The organism is Mesobacillus thioparans (genome assembly GCF_965138835.1).
Classification (GTDB): domain Bacteria; phylum Bacillota; class Bacilli; order Bacillales; family Cytobacillaceae; genus Mesobacillus; species Mesobacillus thioparans.
The window spans coordinates 824,132-841,432 of the sequence record NZ_CBCSFH010000001.1 but is presented as its reverse complement, the minus strand read 5'-3'; the positions used below and the strand labels follow the sequence as shown (position 1 = coordinate 841,432).

Annotated in this window: 16 protein-coding genes; 8 read left to right on the top strand and 8 right to left on the bottom strand. The window is 43.6% G+C overall.

Annotation, left to right across the window (positions count from 1 at the left end; translation table 11 throughout):
* The first annotated feature begins 51 nt into the window (after positions 1-51).
* Entirely contained in the window at positions 52-1,440 is a 1,389-nt protein-coding gene (locus ACNAZ4_RS04235; RefSeq protein ID WP_415812922.1) for an L-cystine transporter, read from the top strand.
* Between the two features lie 102 nt (positions 1,441-1,542).
* On the opposite strand, the gene ACNAZ4_RS04230 is transcribed toward ACNAZ4_RS04235, so the two are convergent.
* The 3 genes from ACNAZ4_RS04230 to ACNAZ4_RS04220 form a co-directional block, all read right to left on the bottom strand.
* Positions 1,543-2,118: a YitT family protein gene (locus tag ACNAZ4_RS04230; RefSeq protein ID WP_415812920.1), complete on the bottom strand. Its 576-nt coding sequence runs from the start codon at positions 2,116-2,118 to the stop codon at positions 1,543-1,545.
* A 125-nt stretch (positions 2,119-2,243) separates the two neighbouring features.
* Positions 2,244-3,545, bottom strand: a complete 1,302-nt coding sequence (locus ACNAZ4_RS04225) for an NCS2 family permease (RefSeq protein WP_415812919.1) — start codon at positions 3,543-3,545, stop codon at positions 2,244-2,246.
* An 865-nt stretch (positions 3,546-4,410) separates the two neighbouring features.
* Positions 4,411-6,234: a dihydroorotate dehydrogenase gene (locus tag ACNAZ4_RS04220; RefSeq protein ID WP_415812918.1), complete on the bottom strand. Its 1,824-nt coding sequence runs from the start codon at positions 6,232-6,234 to the stop codon at positions 4,411-4,413.
* A 226-nt stretch (positions 6,235-6,460) separates the two neighbouring features.
* On the opposite strand from ACNAZ4_RS04220, the gene ACNAZ4_RS04215 reads away from it, so the two are divergent.
* Together ACNAZ4_RS04215 and ACNAZ4_RS04210 are read left to right on the top strand one after the other, a co-directional pair.
* Positions 6,461-6,643, top strand: a complete 183-nt coding sequence (locus tag ACNAZ4_RS04215) for an H-type small acid-soluble spore protein (RefSeq protein WP_415812917.1) — start codon at positions 6,461-6,463, stop codon at positions 6,641-6,643.
* A 145-nt stretch (positions 6,644-6,788) separates the two neighbouring features.
* Positions 6,789-7,172, top strand: coding sequence for a DUF302 domain-containing protein (locus ACNAZ4_RS04210; RefSeq protein ID WP_415812916.1), 384 nt, complete (start codon positions 6,789-6,791; stop codon positions 7,170-7,172).
* A 57-nt stretch (positions 7,173-7,229) separates the two neighbouring features.
* Here ACNAZ4_RS04210 and ACNAZ4_RS04205 read toward each other — a convergent pair whose 3' ends face one another.
* Positions 7,230-8,228, bottom strand: coding sequence for an inorganic phosphate transporter (locus tag ACNAZ4_RS04205; RefSeq protein WP_415812915.1), 999 nt, complete (start codon positions 8,226-8,228; stop codon positions 7,230-7,232).
* A gap of 12 nt (positions 8,229-8,240) precedes the next feature.
* Complete coding sequence (locus ACNAZ4_RS04200) at positions 8,241-8,858, bottom strand: DUF47 domain-containing protein (protein ID WP_415812913.1); 618 nt, start codon at positions 8,856-8,858, stop codon at positions 8,241-8,243.
* Positions 8,859-9,228: 370 nt separating this feature from the next.
* On the opposite strand from ACNAZ4_RS04200, the gene ACNAZ4_RS04195 reads away from it, so the two are divergent.
* Entirely contained in the window at positions 9,229-10,056 is an 828-nt protein-coding gene (locus tag ACNAZ4_RS04195) for an aldo/keto reductase (protein WP_415812912.1), read from the top strand.
* Positions 10,057-10,444: 388 nt separating this feature from the next.
* Positions 10,445-10,702 (top strand): GlsB/YeaQ/YmgE family stress response membrane protein, encoded by a 258-nt coding sequence (locus tag ACNAZ4_RS04190; protein ID WP_415812911.1) that lies wholly within the window; start codon positions 10,445-10,447, stop codon positions 10,700-10,702.
* 106 nt (positions 10,703-10,808) lie between these two features.
* Here ACNAZ4_RS04190 and ACNAZ4_RS04185 read toward each other — a convergent pair whose 3' ends face one another.
* The gene (locus ACNAZ4_RS04185; RefSeq protein ID WP_415812910.1) at positions 10,809-11,729 is read right to left on the bottom strand and encodes an RluA family pseudouridine synthase; all 921 of its coding nucleotides are present in this window, start codon (positions 11,727-11,729) and stop codon (positions 10,809-10,811) included.
* 171 nt (positions 11,730-11,900) lie between these two features.
* On the opposite strand from ACNAZ4_RS04185, the gene ACNAZ4_RS04180 reads away from it, so the two are divergent.
* Positions 11,901-12,299, top strand: a complete 399-nt coding sequence (locus ACNAZ4_RS04180) for a YhcU family protein (RefSeq protein ID WP_415812909.1) — start codon at positions 11,901-11,903, stop codon at positions 12,297-12,299.
* A gap of 35 nt (positions 12,300-12,334) precedes the next feature.
* Here ACNAZ4_RS04180 and ACNAZ4_RS04175 read toward each other — a convergent pair whose 3' ends face one another.
* Entirely contained in the window at positions 12,335-12,805 is a 471-nt protein-coding gene (locus ACNAZ4_RS04175; RefSeq protein WP_415812908.1) for a thioredoxin family protein, read from the bottom strand.
* Position 12,806: 1 nt separating this feature from the next.
* Positions 12,807-13,244 (bottom strand): disulfide oxidoreductase, encoded by a 438-nt coding sequence (locus tag ACNAZ4_RS04170; RefSeq protein WP_415812907.1) that lies wholly within the window; start codon positions 13,242-13,244, stop codon positions 12,807-12,809.
* A 256-nt stretch (positions 13,245-13,500) separates the two neighbouring features.
* On the opposite strand from ACNAZ4_RS04170, the gene ACNAZ4_RS04165 reads away from it, so the two are divergent.
* Together ACNAZ4_RS04165 and ACNAZ4_RS04160 are read left to right on the top strand one after the other, a co-directional pair.
* On the top strand, positions 13,501-15,039 hold the full coding sequence (locus ACNAZ4_RS04165; protein WP_415812906.1) for a GNAT family N-acetyltransferase: 1,539 nt from the start codon (positions 13,501-13,503) through the stop codon (positions 15,037-15,039).
* 468 nt (positions 15,040-15,507) lie between these two features.
* Complete coding sequence (locus ACNAZ4_RS04160; protein ID WP_415812905.1) at positions 15,508-17,253, top strand: phospho-sugar mutase; 1,746 nt, start codon at positions 15,508-15,510, stop codon at positions 17,251-17,253.
* Positions 17,254-17,301 lie beyond the last annotated feature (48 nt).

Genomic DNA, 17,301 nt, shown 5'->3' with positions numbered 1-17,301 from the left:
AGAATACCTGTATTATATTGAACAAAATAGAAAAACTTGGGAGGGGAAATTATGACTACAGGATTTGTGATTTTGAACATTGCAATCATGCTGGGCATTATAGCTATTCTTTTTTACTTGCAAAAAAAGCATGTGTCTTTTTCCAAAAGGGTATTCATAGCACTTGGAATCGGAATCATCTTCGGTTTCTTACTGCAATTCATTTATGGGGCGGGCTCCGAAATCATCACCAAGAGTACGGACTGGTTCGCAATCGTTGGCAGCGGATACGTTAAATTCCTGCAGATGGTTGTCATGCCGCTTGTGTTCATTTCTATTCTTACTGCTTTTACAAAGCTGAAACTGACCAATAATATTGGCAAAATCAGTACGCTGATCCTTGGCCTGCTGGTGGGTACCACCGCTGTAGCGGCCGCTGTTGGGATTGCCACTGCTGTTGGCTTCGATCTGGAAGCAGTACAGATCACGCAGGGAGATGCCGAGCAGGCGCGTGCAGCTGCACTGGAAGAAACATATGGCGGGATTGAGGGACGCACAATGCCGCAGCAAATTCTCGATCTCCTGCCTGCCAATCCATTCCTGGACTTCACAGGTGCAAGACCGACGTCAACAATATCTGTGGTGATTTTCGCTGCATTCCTGGGGATCGCATTCCTTGGAGTCAGAAGGAAGTCTCCGGAGCAGGCAGAGCTGTTCGCTAAAATTGTCGATGCTTTTTATGCAGTCATCATGAGAGTCGTGACTTTGATCCTGAGGCTGACCCCGTACGGTGTTCTTGCCATCATGACTAAGACAGTCGCTTTAAGCGATTTTGATGCAATCCTGAAATTGGGTAAGTTCGTTGCCGCTTCTTATGTGGCGCTTGCAATCATGTTCATCATCCACTTGCTATTATTGACGATTGCTGGATTGAACCCAGTCACTTATGTCAAAAAAGCATTTCCTGTGCTTGCATTTGCTTTCACTTCAAGGACGAGTGCAGGGGCATTGCCATTGAATATTAAAACGCAGCGCTCACTTGGTGTTCCAGAGGGCATTGCGAACTTTGCCGGATCCTTCGGCCTATCAATCGGACAAAACGGCTGTGCCGGAATTTATCCTGCGATGCTGGCAGTCATGATTGCGCCGACCGTTGGGATCAATCCATTGTCTCCATCATTCCTGGCGACAGTGATTGTGATCGTGGCGATCAGTTCCTTCGGTGTAGCCGGTGTTGGCGGAGGAGCCACATTCGCTGCATTGCTCGTGCTCTCTGCATTGAACCTGCCAGTCGGCCTTGCTGGCTTGCTGATCTCAATCGAGCCATTGATTGATATGGGACGCACAGCTGTAAACGTCAGCGGATCGATGACTTCCGGTATCCTGACAAGCAGAATCACAAAAGAAATCGATTCATCCATCTATACTGACATGAATCAAAAAATCGAAGCGGAAGCTTAAACATGTAAAGAAGCCAGCCAAGAGTAATTTGGCTGGCTTTTATATTATGAAGACTTGCCTGGAGAGTTTAACTAAGGAAATTAGCCGATCATGAGACAGAAGTTAGGTAATATTCTCTCTTTTGATCACGCACAAAGAAGTCATCAATCCTACACAAGTGATCGTAAGCAGAGAAAAAATGAATTTTTCCATGCCAATCACTTTTAATCCCGAAACAACCACTAATCCATCCAATAGGAAAATGAGGATTCCGACATTCACAGGGAAAAATTTATGAATCAATTGGGCCAGTAAATCCATTCCGCCAGTGCTTGTTTCATAGCGAAGCATCAGACCGATTCCGCAACCGACCAATATGCCACCCATGATTGCACTTGGCAAAATACCTAAGTGGATTGCTTTTCCAACAGGCGCGAACAAATCGATGGAGATACTTGACATCATCAAACCGGTCAAGCTATGGAAAAAGTATTTTCGTTCCAGGATATATGCCAAAAAATATAGTGGAACACTCATGATGATCATGGTCAGTCCTGTGGGGAATCCATAAAAATAATGAATGATCAGCCCAACCCCAATCATCCCCCCGTCGAGAAGATGGTGCGGCACTAAAAAACCATTCACTCCTACTCCAAGCAATAAACTTCCCACGATCACAGCAAGAATTTTTCCTGTCATCCCTATCACCAGCCTTGTCCGTCTCACACTATTATTATTGTGAAAAGACAATCCTTAGAACAGGCGATAAAAAAAGAACCCGCCATTGGCAGGTTCGATCTTCAATAAAATATGCAAGCTTTTCCTTAGTGAGGCAGGAAAGCTAGCTGGTAAAAGAACAATACTGCGAATACATAAAGCAGTGGGTGGACCTCACGCCATCTTCCTTTAACTACTTTTAAAAGAGGATAGGAAATGAAGCCAAGTGCGATTCCTGTAGCGATGCTTGATGTAAGCGGCATGCTCAGGATTATCAGAAAGGCAGGGAATGCTTCATCAAGTTCATCCCAGCTGATTTTTGAGATGCTTCCCATCATCAGGCTTCCGACAATGATCAATGCCGGAGCAGTAATAGCAGACAAGCCGGAAACCGCGCTTACCAGCGGACCGAAGAATGCAGCGAGAATGAACAGTCCCGCTACTGTCAGTGAAGTAAGACCAGTCCGTCCGCCTGCCGCCACACCTGAAGAAGATTCAATGTAAGCAGTCGTCGGGCTTGTCCCGAACATAGCGCCGGCAGCAGTAGCAATCGAGTCGGAAAGCAGTGCTTCCCGGGCGCGCGGCATAGAATTGCCCTTCATCAATCCAGCCTGGTGAGCTACACCGATCATCGTACCTGTCGTATCAAAAATAGTCACAAGGATAAACGAAAAGACGACAGCATACAAGCTGTTGTGGATAACATCCATCAAGGCGGTCCAAGGATTCAGGACAATCATTCCTTCAGGAAGCGATGGCATCGCCATGAAACCGTCATTAAAACTCAGTTGGCCAGTGAAAAAGGCAATCATGGCCGTAACAACCATCCCAAGGAAAAGGGCGCCATTTATGTTCAGTACCATTAAGATAAGCGTGATTGCAAGTCCAATTAAGGCAAGAAGTGCAGAAGGGGAATGCAGATCACCTAGTGCAACCAGGTTTGTCGGATGTGCCGTGATGATCCCTGTCAGGCGCAAGCCGATAAAAGCAATGAAGAGGCCGATTCCGGCAGTGATTCCGTGTTTCAGGTTGACAGGAATTGCTTCAATCAATTTTTCGCGGAAAGATGTCAGCGAAAGGATGACAAAGATTAAACCTGCGATAAATACAGCGGCAAATGCTGTTTCATAAGTAATATTCTGATGGTTGCCGACAACGGAATAGGCGAAGTAAGCATTCAAGCCCATGCCCGGAGCGATGGCAATCGGATAATTAGCAAATAAGGCCATCCATAACGTACCGATGACTGCAGCGATGATGGTCGCTGTGAAAACCTGTGCAAAGGGAACACCAGCATCAGCAAGGATGATTGGATTGACGACTACGATATAAACCATCGTGAAGAAGGTTGTTAACCCAGCCATCATTTCAGTTTTTATGGTTGTGTTGTTCTCTTTTAATTTAAACATGAGTTCCTCCAAAATACGAACGTTTTTTAGACACAATAAATATAATATTCGTTATTAGCGATTTTTACAAGGGTGAATTTAAAGAAAATCAAATATTTAAGGATAGAGGATTGTTTTTATAGACTAATCGTCATATAAGCCATAGTGTTTCCTTAATCCGTTAAAAGTAGGATGCTGAATTTTTCCTTCTCATAAGGGTATCTCTCGGGCAAAAAGATGCCCTTATAAATGGGGTTACCTTCTCATAAGGGTATCTCTTGGGCAAAAAGATGCCCTTATGTATGGGATTAACTTCACATAAGGGTAACTCTCGGGCAAAAAGATGCCCTTATGTATGGGATTACCTTCACATAAGGGTATCTCTCGGGCAAAAAGATACCCTTATGTATGGGATTACCTTCACATAAGGGGATCTCTCGGGGATAAAGATACCCTTATGGATCGGTTAACCTTCACATAAGGGTAACTCTCGGGCAAAAAGATACCCTTATGTATGGGATTACCTTCACATAAGGGTATCTCTCGGGGATAAAGATACCCTTATGGATCGGTTAACCTTCACATAAGGGTATCTCTCGAGCATAAAGATACCCTTATGAATCGGATAACCTTCTCAAAAGGGTATCTCTCGAGCAAAAAGATACCCTTATGTATGGGATTACCTTCACATAAGGGTATCTCTCGGGCAAAAAGATGCCCTTATAAATGGGGTTACCTTCTCATAAGGGTAACTCTTGGGCAAAAAGATGCCCTTATGTATGGGATTAACTTCACATAAGGGTAACTCTCGGGCAAAAAGATGCCCTTACGAAAAAAGACTGCAAGCAAGGAAGCTTTCTCCTGGTTACGTCTGCAGTCTAAAAGGTTATCTATTATTAAAATAATCTCTCGTCAACAATAAGCCTCCAATGTAAAGCGTAAGTGCGAAATATGCCGGGAGCAGGTGGATAAAATCGATATAACCGATATAGAAATGTGTGAGGATCCCTGCTGCAAATGCTGGGATTCCACCGATCAGGAATGTTCTCCATACCCAGGCTGAACCTTCGTGGAAACCCCATAAAGCCAGCGTCAGCACCAACAGCCCCACGCTGAATAGTGCACTGCCAAAGCCTGCGCGGTCGTGAGCGATGACAGGAATCAGCTTTTCGTTCAGAGCATTAAGCTGATCTGGCGTCATGCAAATATATTGAACATCGGTATCGACAAAGACTGATGTCGCTCCAATCAAGGAAATCATGATTCCTCCCATAACAAAAGAGAAGCCGAGAACGACGAACAATAGCTGTCCATATACTGCTTTTTTCCAGGCGCGATGGTTGGTTCGGTTTTTAGAGGCAGGCGGTTCATTCGCACCTCGGGTCTTTCTGAAGCCAATTAGATAAACAGGGAGCAGGATCAGCCAAAACAATCCATGCAGCCAGTCGAAATAACCAAATCCAAGGAAAAGCAATATCCCGAGGAAGCCTGTGATTGCCCCGATATTGAATGCTCTCCTCGTCCAATGGATCCCGTGTCTGATCCCATGGCGGGCAAGCTGCATATAGATAAACCCGCCTGAAATCATCGTACCGGCCAGTGTCATCCGATCGTGGGACATGAATTTATAGAGATTGGCGTTATAGGCAATCAGTTCAAGCCTGCTCATTTGCATGAAGGCTTCATCATAGAACAGGATCACCTTCGTCAAACTATAGAACAGGACGATGGAGCCGCCCATCAAAATAAACAATCCAAACAGCCAATACCATTGCCATCCTGGAAGATTAACACTTTCTTCCTCGCGGATATCAAGCATAGCTTCCTGGATCCTTTTTGGCAACCCAGGTCCTGATGCGACATAGCCTCCAGACAGAAAGACAAGCTCTGCTCCTGCTTCGAAGAGTTCAAGTGCATCAGCCGGTTCGGCAACTCCTCCAGAAGTCACGACTGGTAAGGAGATGTCTGTCTTTATCCTCGTTATTGCATGGACCAGGGAGCTCGTTTGCTGTAAAGGCAGGGCCTTCATGCCTGATGTAAGTACACTGTCTTCCTCCACCATGATTCCATCTGCAATTTGACTTGCCGCCTTCAGTTTCGGAAGTGCTTCAATTACCTCCGAATGTCTTACTGCTATAAGAATCGGTCTATTATTCAACACTGCTTTTAATTGTGAAAGGTCTTCCGGGCTTTTTATGCAGTCAATTTCTATTACAAATGCATCCCCAATGTCTTTGAAATGTCTGGCAATCGTTCCTGGTTCCTCTAGTCGGATGAGGACGGGTACTCTCATTTGTTTCTTTTTCAAATTGTCGAGTGTGGCCGTAAGTCCAATCGTCTGAAGGTTTTCTGGCAGAAGCAGTGCATCTTCTGTAGGTGTAAGTGATGCAGCTGGAGCAGGCTCCCGTGGGGAAACAGTAACAGGACCAACTTCAATTGCACCAAATCCAAGATTTTGGAATGCATGAGTACCGGTTATTTTGGGATCGATTTTGCAGCTTAATCCAATCGGGCTTTCGAAATGCAGCCCAAACAGATTTCGCGCCAATTTTCCTGAAGGACCCATATGGCCGAGAAACTCGATGAATGATTTTCCTCCAGGAACATTGGCGATTGCCGACATTCCCCGGTGGATGAATTCCCTGCCCGCATTTCCAGGGAGCCTCGATAGCCAAGGTTTAAATAGCGGGTGATAGGACCAATCAGGCATAATGACCTCCTGAATTTCAAGCTTTTATTTTATTTTAACGTAAATAGTCATTTTCGTGGCACAGGGATAAGAATATTTTCCAATTGTTACTAACAAAATGATCTCGTGAAAGTGTACGGGCTTGCATCGCTATGTAGCAAAAGCCAAAGTTTCGTTGCATGTACCGCATAAAATTAAAAGCTTCTAGCTAAAATAGTGGAGAAAATGGATTGTGGAGGTTAGGAAAATGGATTTGAACAGAGTGAAGCAAATATTATCATCATCTGCAGAAATCGATGTTATCTATAATGGTGCATCTGTCTGGATTGATCATTTAAATGAAGATGGTCGGACCGCGACTGTTCACCTGCGTGGGCCACTGGAAGAGAGAACATCCGTGGAGATTTCGGATCTGCACGAAAGATCTTGATGTAAAAGGATTGCCAGAAGTTATCGCCGCCGGTATGCAAATAAATGTACGGCGGTTTTTTACTATGGCATAATATATATAATACCTATAGTGGTTTATCTTCCATCATTTAAAGGTATTTTAAAATCGAAAGGAGAGATCAAATATGTTCCATCATACAATTGAAGTGGACAAGACAATGGATGAAGCGGTATCGGCACTTGAAACAAGCCTGAAAAATGAGAAATTCGGTGTCCTGTGGTCACTGAATATGAAGGAAACACTGGCTGGCAAAGGTGTAGAGCTAGACGGGGACTATATGATCCTTGAAGTATGCAATCCACATGAAGCGAAACGAGTCCTTGAGAAAAGTCCGCTCGTGAGCTATTTCCTTCCATGCAAAATTGTCGTCTATAAAGAAAATGGTTCAACGAAGATTGGACTTCCGAAACCTACAGAACTGATTAAATTTGTAGATAATGAAGATCTCCAGGGAATTGCCTCAGACATTGAAAACAGGCTGATTGGAGCAATTGACAGCATTAGATAGACATCGAAGAATAAACAAAGAAAGCCGAGGGAACGTTCCCTCGGCTTTTTAAGTATTCTAGAACAAAGCATTCAAGATATAGTAGGAAATGGCTGCAACGGTTGCGGAAATAGGCAATGTAATGACCCATGTAATAATCATCCGCTGAGCTGTAGTCCATTTTACGCCTTTCACCCTGTGGGCAGATCCGACACCCAAAATTGCAGAGGAAATAACATGAGTCGTGCTGACAGGCAGATGGATATAGGTTGCACCAAAAATGATCAGTGCGCCAGTTAAATCTGCTGCAACACCATTCACCGGGCGGATTTTCATGATGTTTCCGCCGACGGTCTTAATGATCTTCCAGCCGCCTATTGAGGTGCCGAGACCCATAGCAGTGGCACAGGCAAGCTGAACCCACCACGGAATATCATTTGTGGTCAGATAATTATTTGCAATCAACGCCATGGTAATGATCCCCATGGCTTTTTGCGCATCATTCGTTCCATGTGTAAAAGATTGCAGGGCGGCAGTCGCAACTTGGAAATAGCGAAAATTCCTATTCGTTTTTGCGAGATTGTTGTTTCTGAATACAACTTTAAAAATACTGTAAATAATAAATCCTATCGCAAAAGCAAGGAGCGGTGAAATAATCAACGCTTGAAGGATTTTAAGGAAGCCACTGTAATTTAACGCACTAAATCCTGATGCTGCGATTGCCGCACCGGCAATGGAACCGATGATCGCATGGGAAGAACTGCTCGGAATGCCATAATACCATGTCAGCAGGTTCCAAAAGATCGCAGCAAGCAACGCAGCTAAAATGACGATTGAACCATTTTCAAGAGTGAAAGGATCCACAATATCTTTGGTGATCGTTTTAGCTACGCCAGTGAACGTCATGGCTCCAACAAAGTTCATGATGGCAGCCATAAGAATGGCATGCCGTGGTTTCAGAGCCTTTGTCGATACGGAAGTGGCGATTGCATTTGCTGTATCATGAAAACCATTAATGAAGTCAAATGCAAGAGCCCCGATAACAATCAATACTGTTACTAAAAATACTGCATCCATTTTTCAGGCTCCTTACGCGTTTTTCATGACGATGCTTTCAAGTGTGTTTGCAACATCCTGGCAGCTGTCTGCGATTTCTTCTAGACCTTCATATATTTCCTTATACTGTATGATTCTGATTGGGTCTTTTTCAACCGAGAATAAGTGTTTAATAGACTGGCGAAGGATTCCATCGCATTTTGACTCAAGATCTTTAATGCGGATGGCATGTTCCCTGATTTGCTTAAGTTTCTTGGTTGTCAAAAGCTGGACGGCCTGTTCAATCTCGAAACAAGCACTCTTGATTGCTGCCACGAACTGCATCATGAACTCATCCGCTTTCATGATTGAATACATATCAAACAGGTTAGCGCATTGCTCCATTCCATCAAGCACATCGTCCATAGTCATTGAAAGGGCGAGAATGTCTTCTCGTTCGATAGGAGTGATGAATGCATTATTAAGCTCCATGATCACTTCATGAATCAATGTATCACCTTTTGTCTCCATATCCTTCATCTTTTCAGTGAAGATTTTTAAATCGCTTGCATTGTTGAGTTTATAATCAGCAAAATATTCACTGCTTTCTTTCAGATTTACGGAAATATCCGTAAGCAAAATTGCAAACTTGTCCTTTTTTCTGAAAACCATTATGGTCCCCCCACTGTTATCTTAATAAATTTTAAGAGCGAAATTCATTTTAGCTTAAAGATGTCGAAATATGAAGATGTTTGCGAAAAAATTTACATAAATTTAATAAAAACCTTGTTTCGACTTTTACAATCTTAACAAGAGGTTAATATTAATTTCTTTGTTTTTAAACCTCTGAATAGCCCATTTTTAAAAATTTAAATTGTCCGGCTGTTTAGGACAATTTTTTGCCGGGAACTTAGACATTGAGTGGAGTTAAAATATCGGCCAATGTGCCGTTTATATAGATTTAGCGGCTGCCTGACCGGCAGCCGTTTTGATTTGTAATTGATTCTGCTCAGGGATAAAATGGATGGAAAGGAGGGATTTCATGGCGAACAATTTTGGCAAAATTAAATTACATAATGGAGTTGAAATGCCTGTTTTGGGTTTGGGTGTCTACAAGGTCGAGGATGGGACACAGATTGAAGAAACGATTCATTCAGCGCTTGATTTTGGCTACCGGCTGATTGATACGGCCTCTTTTTACGAGAATGAAGAAGGTGTAGGAAGAGCGATCAGGAATAGCAGCGTACCAAGGGAAGAATTGTTTATAACCACAAAGGTCTGGAATTCTGAACAGGGATATGAAAATACATTGCGTGCATTCGATCAAAGCATGGAGAAACTGGAGCTTGACTATCTTGATCTATATCTGGTGCACTGGCCTGTAAAAGGGATGTATTTGGAGACGTGGCGCGCCCTCGAAAAACTTTATCAAGACGGGAAAGTAAAAGCTATTGGCGTCAGCAATTTTAAGACCCACCATTTGAAAGATCTCCTAAGTAATTGTCAAGAAAGGCCAGTCATCAATCAGGTTGAACTGCATCCATTGCTATTGCAGGCGGAGCTGCGAAATTTCTGCAGTCAACAAGATATTGTAGTGGAAGCCTGGTCGCCGCTCTCCAGAGGAAGGTTCCTGGATGAACCTATATTGAGGAGCATCGCCGAACGCCATGGAAAAACTCCGGCCCAAATCATATTAAGGTGGCACCTGCAGCATGAGATTATACCGATTCCAAAATCGATCACGCCTTCAAGGCTGAAAGAAAACGCCGAGGTATTTGATTTCCAGCTTAGCCAGCAAGAGATGGCAGAGATTGATGGACTCAACAAAAATCAGCGTTTCGGAGCTGATCCCGATCATATCGATTTTTAATATAGGCTCACGGACTGAATTTTTTAACAGTCCGTTTTTTATTTTTAAAAATGGTTACACTATAACAGAGAAAAAACCCGAAGAGATGTTTAAAAAAGGATTTTGACATTGCAGGTTTTAAAACAATCTGAGGGTGGTAATGTAGGTGTACAAGCAGAAAACAACAAGAATCAACAACTCAGATTGACTGCTTGTCTGCTGCAGAATCTCATGTTTAACATCACAGTTAAAGAGGTAAGATAAGATTAGAGCAAGCTGATTAGCTCCCGGGAAGCAAACTTCATCAGCACAGCCTAATTTTATAAAAACTGCAGTAAAAAAATGGGTGTAGGAACACCTGGCACTACTACTTTACATTACATTCACATCATAAGGAGGAAGAACAATTATGTTAAGTTTTCTTTGGGCATTAATTATTGGTGGTATTATTGGTTGGTTAGCAGGACTAATCCTTGGAAGAGATATTCCAGGCGGAGTAATTGGCAACATCATCGCAGGTTTCGTAGGTGCTTGGATTGGACAAGCAATTCTAGGTGACTGGGGACCAGTAGTTGCTGACTTTGCGATTCTTCCAGCATTGATCGGTGCAATTGCACTAGTATTCATCGTGAGCCTTGTAATGAAGAGCATGCGCAAAGCTGACTAATTATAAGGTTAAAAAGCCCTTCCACTTCGGAAGGGCTTTTTTGTGTGCATAATGGAGAAGGGCACAAGTTCATTTTGAATGTGGCGTAAATATCCCCAACAAAATATCAAATTTCATATGGATCAATATTAATGAAAATCGGTTCCTCGTCGATAAAAGGAGCATGGCATATTATTTTTTCCTGTGTAAACGGGTGGATGAATTCCATCTTTACAGCATGCAATGCCTGCCGGTAAAAAGTGTCACTTCCTCCGTACAGTTTGTCGCCTGCGAGCGGGTGTCCAATGGCGCTGAAGTGAACACGGATTTGATGGGTCCTCCCAGTATCCAGTGAACACTGGAGGAGGGAAAGGTTTTTCTGGTTGAGTTTTTCCAACACTTTAAAATGGGTGACTGCCTTCTGGCCTGTTGCGGATACTCTCCTTCTGGTCGCGTGATGACGATCCCGACCGATCGGTTTGTCGATTGTTCCTTTTTTCTGCCTGATGATTCCATCTGCCAGTGCAACGTAGGTTCTTTTGATGGAACGTTCCTCCAGCATCTTGTCCAGGATGGCGGCAATGAGAGGATTTTTTGCAAAAAGGACCGCTCCCGTCGTATCCCGGTCAAGTCTGTGAATATGGCGCGGGCGGTTGGTCTCGCCGCTTGCCTGCATATGGAATGCAGCAGCGTTTGCGAGTGTGCCTGTCTGGCCGTCTTCATTTGGATGGGTGTCCATTCCCGCGGGCTTATTGAAGACGATCAGGTGATCATCCTCATGAATGACCTCGACATCCAAATACTCAGGGATGAACGTCGGTTCTTCATCAGTGAAAAGTTCTAGGCTTAATCGTTCATTTTTACGCAAAGGAAGGGTCCAATCAGGGACCTGCCCGTTTAACAGGACGCTTTTTTCCATGCGGAAGGTATGGACCAGTTTTTTCGGTGCCTTCCAGACCTCCTTGAAAAGGGTTTCCAGCGTGTGTTTTTCCCATTCTTCGGGAACCGTGATTTCAAACCAGTTGCCTCTTTTGTTTGTGTGAATCATCATAATCTCCTTGTTTGTGTATGTATAGGATAAGATTCCATTTTACATAGGTTTTGTCAACTTTTACCGCCTGCATGGGCATAATTACCACCCTGTTTAACGGAATGGATATGTTATTCTAAGAATATATTACGATTAGATTACAAAGGGTTAAAAAAGGTGGGTCGATCATTGAAAATTGTTTATGCGTCTACGCCCGGACAGGAAGAAAAAGTGGTGGAGCTTGCAAATTATTTTTACTCTGATATCTTTCCATTATACTTCACGGATGAAGACATACATGAATTCGAAAGACTTGAAGTGTTACATACCAGACCGGAACAGTTCGAGAGGTTCAGTACACTGGGAGATGCTTTCCAGGTCATTACAAGTATGCAGACTTTGATCTCGATCCTGGAGTCTGGCCATATTCCCGAAAAATATCAGTCCATGTTCCGCAAAAATGTTCAGATCTTGACGGACTATGGGATTTGCTTTCCCTTCAATTACAGTCAGTTCTCTGAATCGAATCATGTCCATTTAGAGTATATCAGTACTTATACGAAAGCCGCCAACAGACTATTGCTATAAGAAGAAAACGCCTGCGAATTCGCAGGCGTTTTTCGTTATTTCAGAGTGTTCTCATTGAACCAATCTTTAAAAGAGGCTTCTTCCTGATAGCCAACAATCCGGTTTACTTCTTTTCCATCCTTGTACTGGACAATGGTTGGAGTCGATTCGATTCCGTAGTCATTCCAGCCTTGTTCGAATTCGAGCAGGTTGTATTGTACTAGATCAACATCCATATCCTTTGCCAGGGGTGCGACCACCGGAGTCGTACGGACACAATGCGGGCATGTTGGGCTAAAGAAATAAACTGTAACATCTTCTCCCGCTTCAAGCTTCTTATCAAGTTCGTCAGGCAGGATGATGTTTTGATAGTTTGGGTCATCCAACTGTTTGACGGTTTCAGGATGAAGCGTATTTTTTCCATATGGATTGCCTTCAGATTTCTCCTCATTTTGCGCTTTATTGACAAAGAATAAAGCTGCGAACAATCCTATGATAATGACCAAAAAAATGATAAGCTTTTTCAACTTAAGCTTCCTCCTTCGATTTCTTCCATATAACCAGGCTTAATGAAAAAATGATGATGAATGCGGTCAAGGCCAGGAATGGGATAGAGATAAAACCAAACCAATTGATGTATTGGCCCGTGCAGGGAACTCTTCCGCAGGTAACAGCATTATCGGCCATGAATGGCACTTTTTGCAATGAATAATGGTAAAGCGATATGAGTCCGCCGACAGCAGCCATGATCATTGTATAAAAAGAGATTTTATAATCTTTTTTCACAACGGCTATCCCCAGAATCAAGGCAAAAGGATACATCAGGATCCTCTGGTACCAGCAGAGCAGGCATGGTTCATACTGGCGGATTTCCGAAAAATACAGGCTGCCAAACATCGCAATGATGGAAGTGGCCCATGCTGCAAATAATAAGGTTTCTCTTGAATCTTTTTTCGATTCTTGCAAGCTAATCTCCCCTAAGCTATGTAATCTCAATTTAAATAGTTTCTACGGTTAAAACAATGATCTCTCATTATATCTTAAGGAAAGTAATAAAATATATCAATTAACATTATGTGAAATATTTTTTTCAATGAATCAGGAGAAGCTAAAGAAAGAGTGTTATTCTTGTTCATTTCGGGGTATAGGGATATGATGTAGTGCTTTTTTACATAATTTATTTCTACAAGACGATTTAGTTCCTTAAGAAAGGGTGCAATATATGACTGAACTGGATTTATCGAAATTTGAAAAAAAAATGATCATCCGCAATACGAAGCTTGAAGATATTGATGAAATCATCAAAATGCAGAATAGCTGCTTTCCTGGAATGGACCCTTGGAAGCGTGACCAGCTGGAAAGCCATCTTGAAATCTTTCCGGAAGGACAGTTCGTGGCGGAATATGACGGCAAGGTGGTTGGTTCCTGTTCCAGCCTGATTATCAACTTCGATGAATACGATGACCGCCACAGCTGGGATGACATCACGGATGAAGGATATATCACCAACCATAACCCAGATGGCTATAATTTATATGGAATTGAAGTCATGACCCATCCTGAATTCAGGAGGATGAAGGTGGGCTACCGTCTGTATGAGGCAAGAAAAGACCTCGCCAGGCAGATGAACCTGAAGAGTATCATCATCGGCGGCCGCATCCCTAATTACCATCTGCACGCGGAAGAAATGTCACCTCGTGAATATGTTAGGCAGGTCGCGTCGCATAAAATCTACGATCCTGTTCTATCATTCCAGCTAAGGAATGATTTCATATTAATGAGGATCAATCCGAATTATTTGCCGGACGATCTTCAATCGAACAAATATGCAACATTGATGGAATGGAATAATGTCGATTACCATCCGAAATCGAAGCGCTTTTTTAAAACAAGTAACCCGGTCCGCATTTGCGTTGTTCAGTATATGATGAGGCAAATTGAATCTTTTGAAGACTTTGCCCACCAGGTTGAGTACTTTACCGATGTCGCTTCGGATGCCGGCTCAGATTTTGCGGTGTTTCCGGAAATTTTCACGACACAGCTCATGTCCTTCATGAATGAAAAGTCACCTTCGCTGGCAGTCCGCCATGTTGCCGAATACACGGAACAATATATTGAACTTTTTACTGACCTGGCAGTCCGCTACAATGTCAACATCATCGGCGGCTCTCACTTTGTAAAAGAAGAAGATGAAGAAATCTATAATATTTCCTATCTGTTCCGACGCGACGGCACAATCGATAAGCAATACAAGCTTCACATCACACCGAATGAACGCAGATGGTGGGGTATCAGCCGGGGCGATGAATTGAAGGTGTTCGATACTGACTGCGGCAAAATCGCTATCCAGATCTGTTATGATATCGAGTTCCCTGAGCTTGCGAGAATTGCGACGGATATGGGAGCAAAAATCATCTTCACTCCTTTCTGTACGGAAGATCGCCAGGGATACCTCCGGGTCCGATACTGTGCCCAGGCAAGAGCGGTCGAGAACCAGATCTATACTGTCATCTCGGGCACAGTCGGAAACCTGCCGCAAACAGAAAACATGGATATCCAGTACGCGCAGTCCGGCATCTTCGCTCCATCCGATTTTGAATTTGCAAGAGACGGAATCGTTGGCGAAACGAACCCGAACATCGAAATGGTCATGATCGGCGATGTCGACCTCGAGATCCTCCGCCGCCAGCGCCAGGACGGAACAGTTCGGCAGCTGAAAGACCGCAGACACGATATTTATCGTATCCAGTACAAAAAGTAAATAGGCTGCAACACCTGGGGAGAACACTGTGAATTCCCCGGGTGTTTTTGTTGTGGATTGGTTTATGACAGCTCAACGATGTATTGGTGCCTTAAATCTGCACAGGCCTGAAAAATAGGTAACCAATAGGGCCGATTGAGACCCTGAATCTCCAGAAACNGGANAAAGAGGACACCAATGAAGCCGATTGGAACCTNGAATCTCCAGAAACAGGAAAAAGAGGACACCAATGAAGCCGATTGGNACCCTNAATCTCCAAAAATAGGAAAAATAGGTCACCAATAGGGCCGACTGGTGTCCTGAATCTCCAGAAATCGGAAAAAGGGGTTACCAATAAACTCCTTCAATAAAGTTTTCACGAATAAAGCAAGCTTCTTCAAATAAAAATCAACAAATATTATCAAAGAAGCTCTATCTGTTTTATAATTAGCTTTAAGATTAAAATCTTATTTTTCAGGAGGTCATTCGATGGATTGGAAGATGAAAGCGGACAAGTGGCTTGGTTTTGCCGGGCTTGATCCGGAACTAAAAACCGAACTTGATTCATTTAAGCAAAACGAGAAGCATTTAGAGGAAGTTTTTTATAAAAACCTGGAATTCGGAACTGGCGGAATGCGCGGTGAAATTGGCGCTGGAACCAATCGAATGAACTTATATACAGTTCGCAAGGCATCAGCCGGACTGGCAGCATACATAGAAGAACAAGGGAATGAAGCGAAGCAGCGCGGTGTGGCAATTGCCTATGATTCGCGTCATAAATCACCCGAATTTGCGATGGAGGCTGCTAAGACACTGGCAACGCGCGGCATCCAGACATATGTTTTTGAAGAATTAAGGCCTACTCCGGAGCTGTCATTCGCGGTACGCCACCTTCACGCTTATGCGGGTATCGTCATAACTGCGAGCCATAACCCTCCAGAGTACAATGGCTATAAAGTATATGGCCCGGACGGTGGACAGCTGCCGCCTGAAAGTGCAGATGAAGTCATTGATAAAGTGAATGAAATTGAAAATGAATTGTCAATCGAGGTAATGGACGAGCAGGAGTTGAAGGAAAATGGCTTGATCAAAATGATTGGGCCGGAAGTGGATCGTGCCTATCTTGAAAAGCTGATGACCATTTCCGAAAATCCTACATTATCGGATGAAACCAATGTGAAAGTGGTCTTCACCCCATTGCATGGAACCGCCAATATGCCGGTGCGGAATATACTGACGAACTTGAAGTACCAGAATGTTGTAGTTGTTAAAGAGCAGGAGCTTCCGGATCCTGAATTTTCGACAGTGAAAAGCCCGAATCCTGAAGAACATGCTGCATTTGAACTGGCAATCCGCGAAGGAAAGAAAATCGATGCTGATGTGCTGATCGCAACCGACCCAGATGCGGACCGCCTTGGAATCGCTGTTAAAGATGGAGATGGAGAGTACACCGTGCTGACAGGGAACCAGACGGGAGCACTGCTGCTGCACTATATTCTTTCGCAAAAAAAGGAAAAAGAGACGCTGCAGGCAAATGGAATCGTGTTAAAGACCATCGTGACGTCCGAACTTGGGCGCAAAATCGCTTCGTCATTCGGACTTGAGACTATTGATGTCCTGACAGGCTTCAAGTTCATCGCTGAAAAAATCAAACAATATGAGGAAACGGGAGAGTATAAGTTCCTGTTCGGATATGAAGAGAGCTACGGATATCTGATCGGCGACTTTGCCCGCGATAAAGACGCCGTCCAGGCAGCGATGCTTGCTGTCGAAGTTTGTGCCTATTATAAAAAGAAGGGCATGTCTTTGTATGAAGCACTGTTAAGTGTTTTTGAGAAGTATGGCTATTATCAGGAAGGTCTACGTTCCCTTACGTTAAAAGGAAAAGAAGGGGCAGAATTGATCCAGAAAACGCTAGGAGTCTTCCGTCAGGAGCCGCTCCAGCAGCTTGGCCAATTGAAAGTCACGATGGTGGAAGACTATCTAACAGGTGTAAGAGTGAATGAAAACAATGAGGAGGAAAGAATCCAGCTTCCATCCTCCAATGTCATTAAATACTATCTTGAAGATGGTTCATGGATGTGTCTGCGTCCATCAGGAACCGAACCGAAAATCAAGTTTTATTTCGGTGTGAATGACAAAAGCCTTTTGGAAAGCAAGCAAAAACTCAAGCAGGTCGAACAGGATTTCATGGACCTTGTTGAAAAGAAAATGGAAGCTGCCAAAAAACTTTAAGCGATCCAGCAGGGCTTCCCGGAAAAACATGACTGGCTGACCAATGCG

Bases quoted from the DNA above. Each gene is read 5' to 3' on its own strand.
- ACNAZ4_RS04235 (WP_415812922.1), top strand. From the start codon at position 52: ATGACTACAGGATTTGTGATTTTGAACATTGCAATCATGCTGGGCATT.
- ACNAZ4_RS04230 (WP_415812920.1), bottom strand. From the start codon at position 2,118: ATGACAGGAAAAATTCTTGCTGTGATCGTGGGAAGTTTATTGCTTGGA.
- ACNAZ4_RS04225 (WP_415812919.1), bottom strand. From the start codon at position 3,545: ATGTTTAAATTAAAAGAGAACAACACAACCATAAAAACTGAAATGATG.
- ACNAZ4_RS04220 (WP_415812918.1), bottom strand. From the start codon at position 6,234: ATGCCTGATTGGTCCTATCACCCGCTATTTAAACCTTGGCTATCGAGG.
- ACNAZ4_RS04215 (WP_415812917.1), top strand. From the start codon at position 6,461: ATGGATTTGAACAGAGTGAAGCAAATATTATCATCATCTGCAGAAATC.
- ACNAZ4_RS04210 (WP_415812916.1), top strand. From the start codon at position 6,789: ATGTTCCATCATACAATTGAAGTGGACAAGACAATGGATGAAGCGGTA.
- ACNAZ4_RS04205 (WP_415812915.1), bottom strand. From the start codon at position 8,228: ATGGATGCAGTATTTTTAGTAACAGTATTGATTGTTATCGGGGCTCTT.
- ACNAZ4_RS04200 (WP_415812913.1), bottom strand. From the start codon at position 8,858: ATGGTTTTCAGAAAAAAGGACAAGTTTGCAATTTTGCTTACGGATATT.
- ACNAZ4_RS04195 (WP_415812912.1), top strand. From the start codon at position 9,229: ATGGCGAACAATTTTGGCAAAATTAAATTACATAATGGAGTTGAAATG.
- ACNAZ4_RS04190 (WP_415812911.1), top strand. From the start codon at position 10,445: ATGTTAAGTTTTCTTTGGGCATTAATTATTGGTGGTATTATTGGTTGG.
- ACNAZ4_RS04185 (WP_415812910.1), bottom strand. From the start codon at position 11,729: ATGATTCACACAAACAAAAGAGGCAACTGGTTTGAAATCACGGTTCCC.
- ACNAZ4_RS04165 (WP_415812906.1), top strand. From the start codon at position 13,501: ATGACTGAACTGGATTTATCGAAATTTGAAAAAAAAATGATCATCCGC.
- ACNAZ4_RS04160 (WP_415812905.1), top strand. From the start codon at position 15,508: ATGGATTGGAAGATGAAAGCGGACAAGTGGCTTGGTTTTGCCGGGCTT.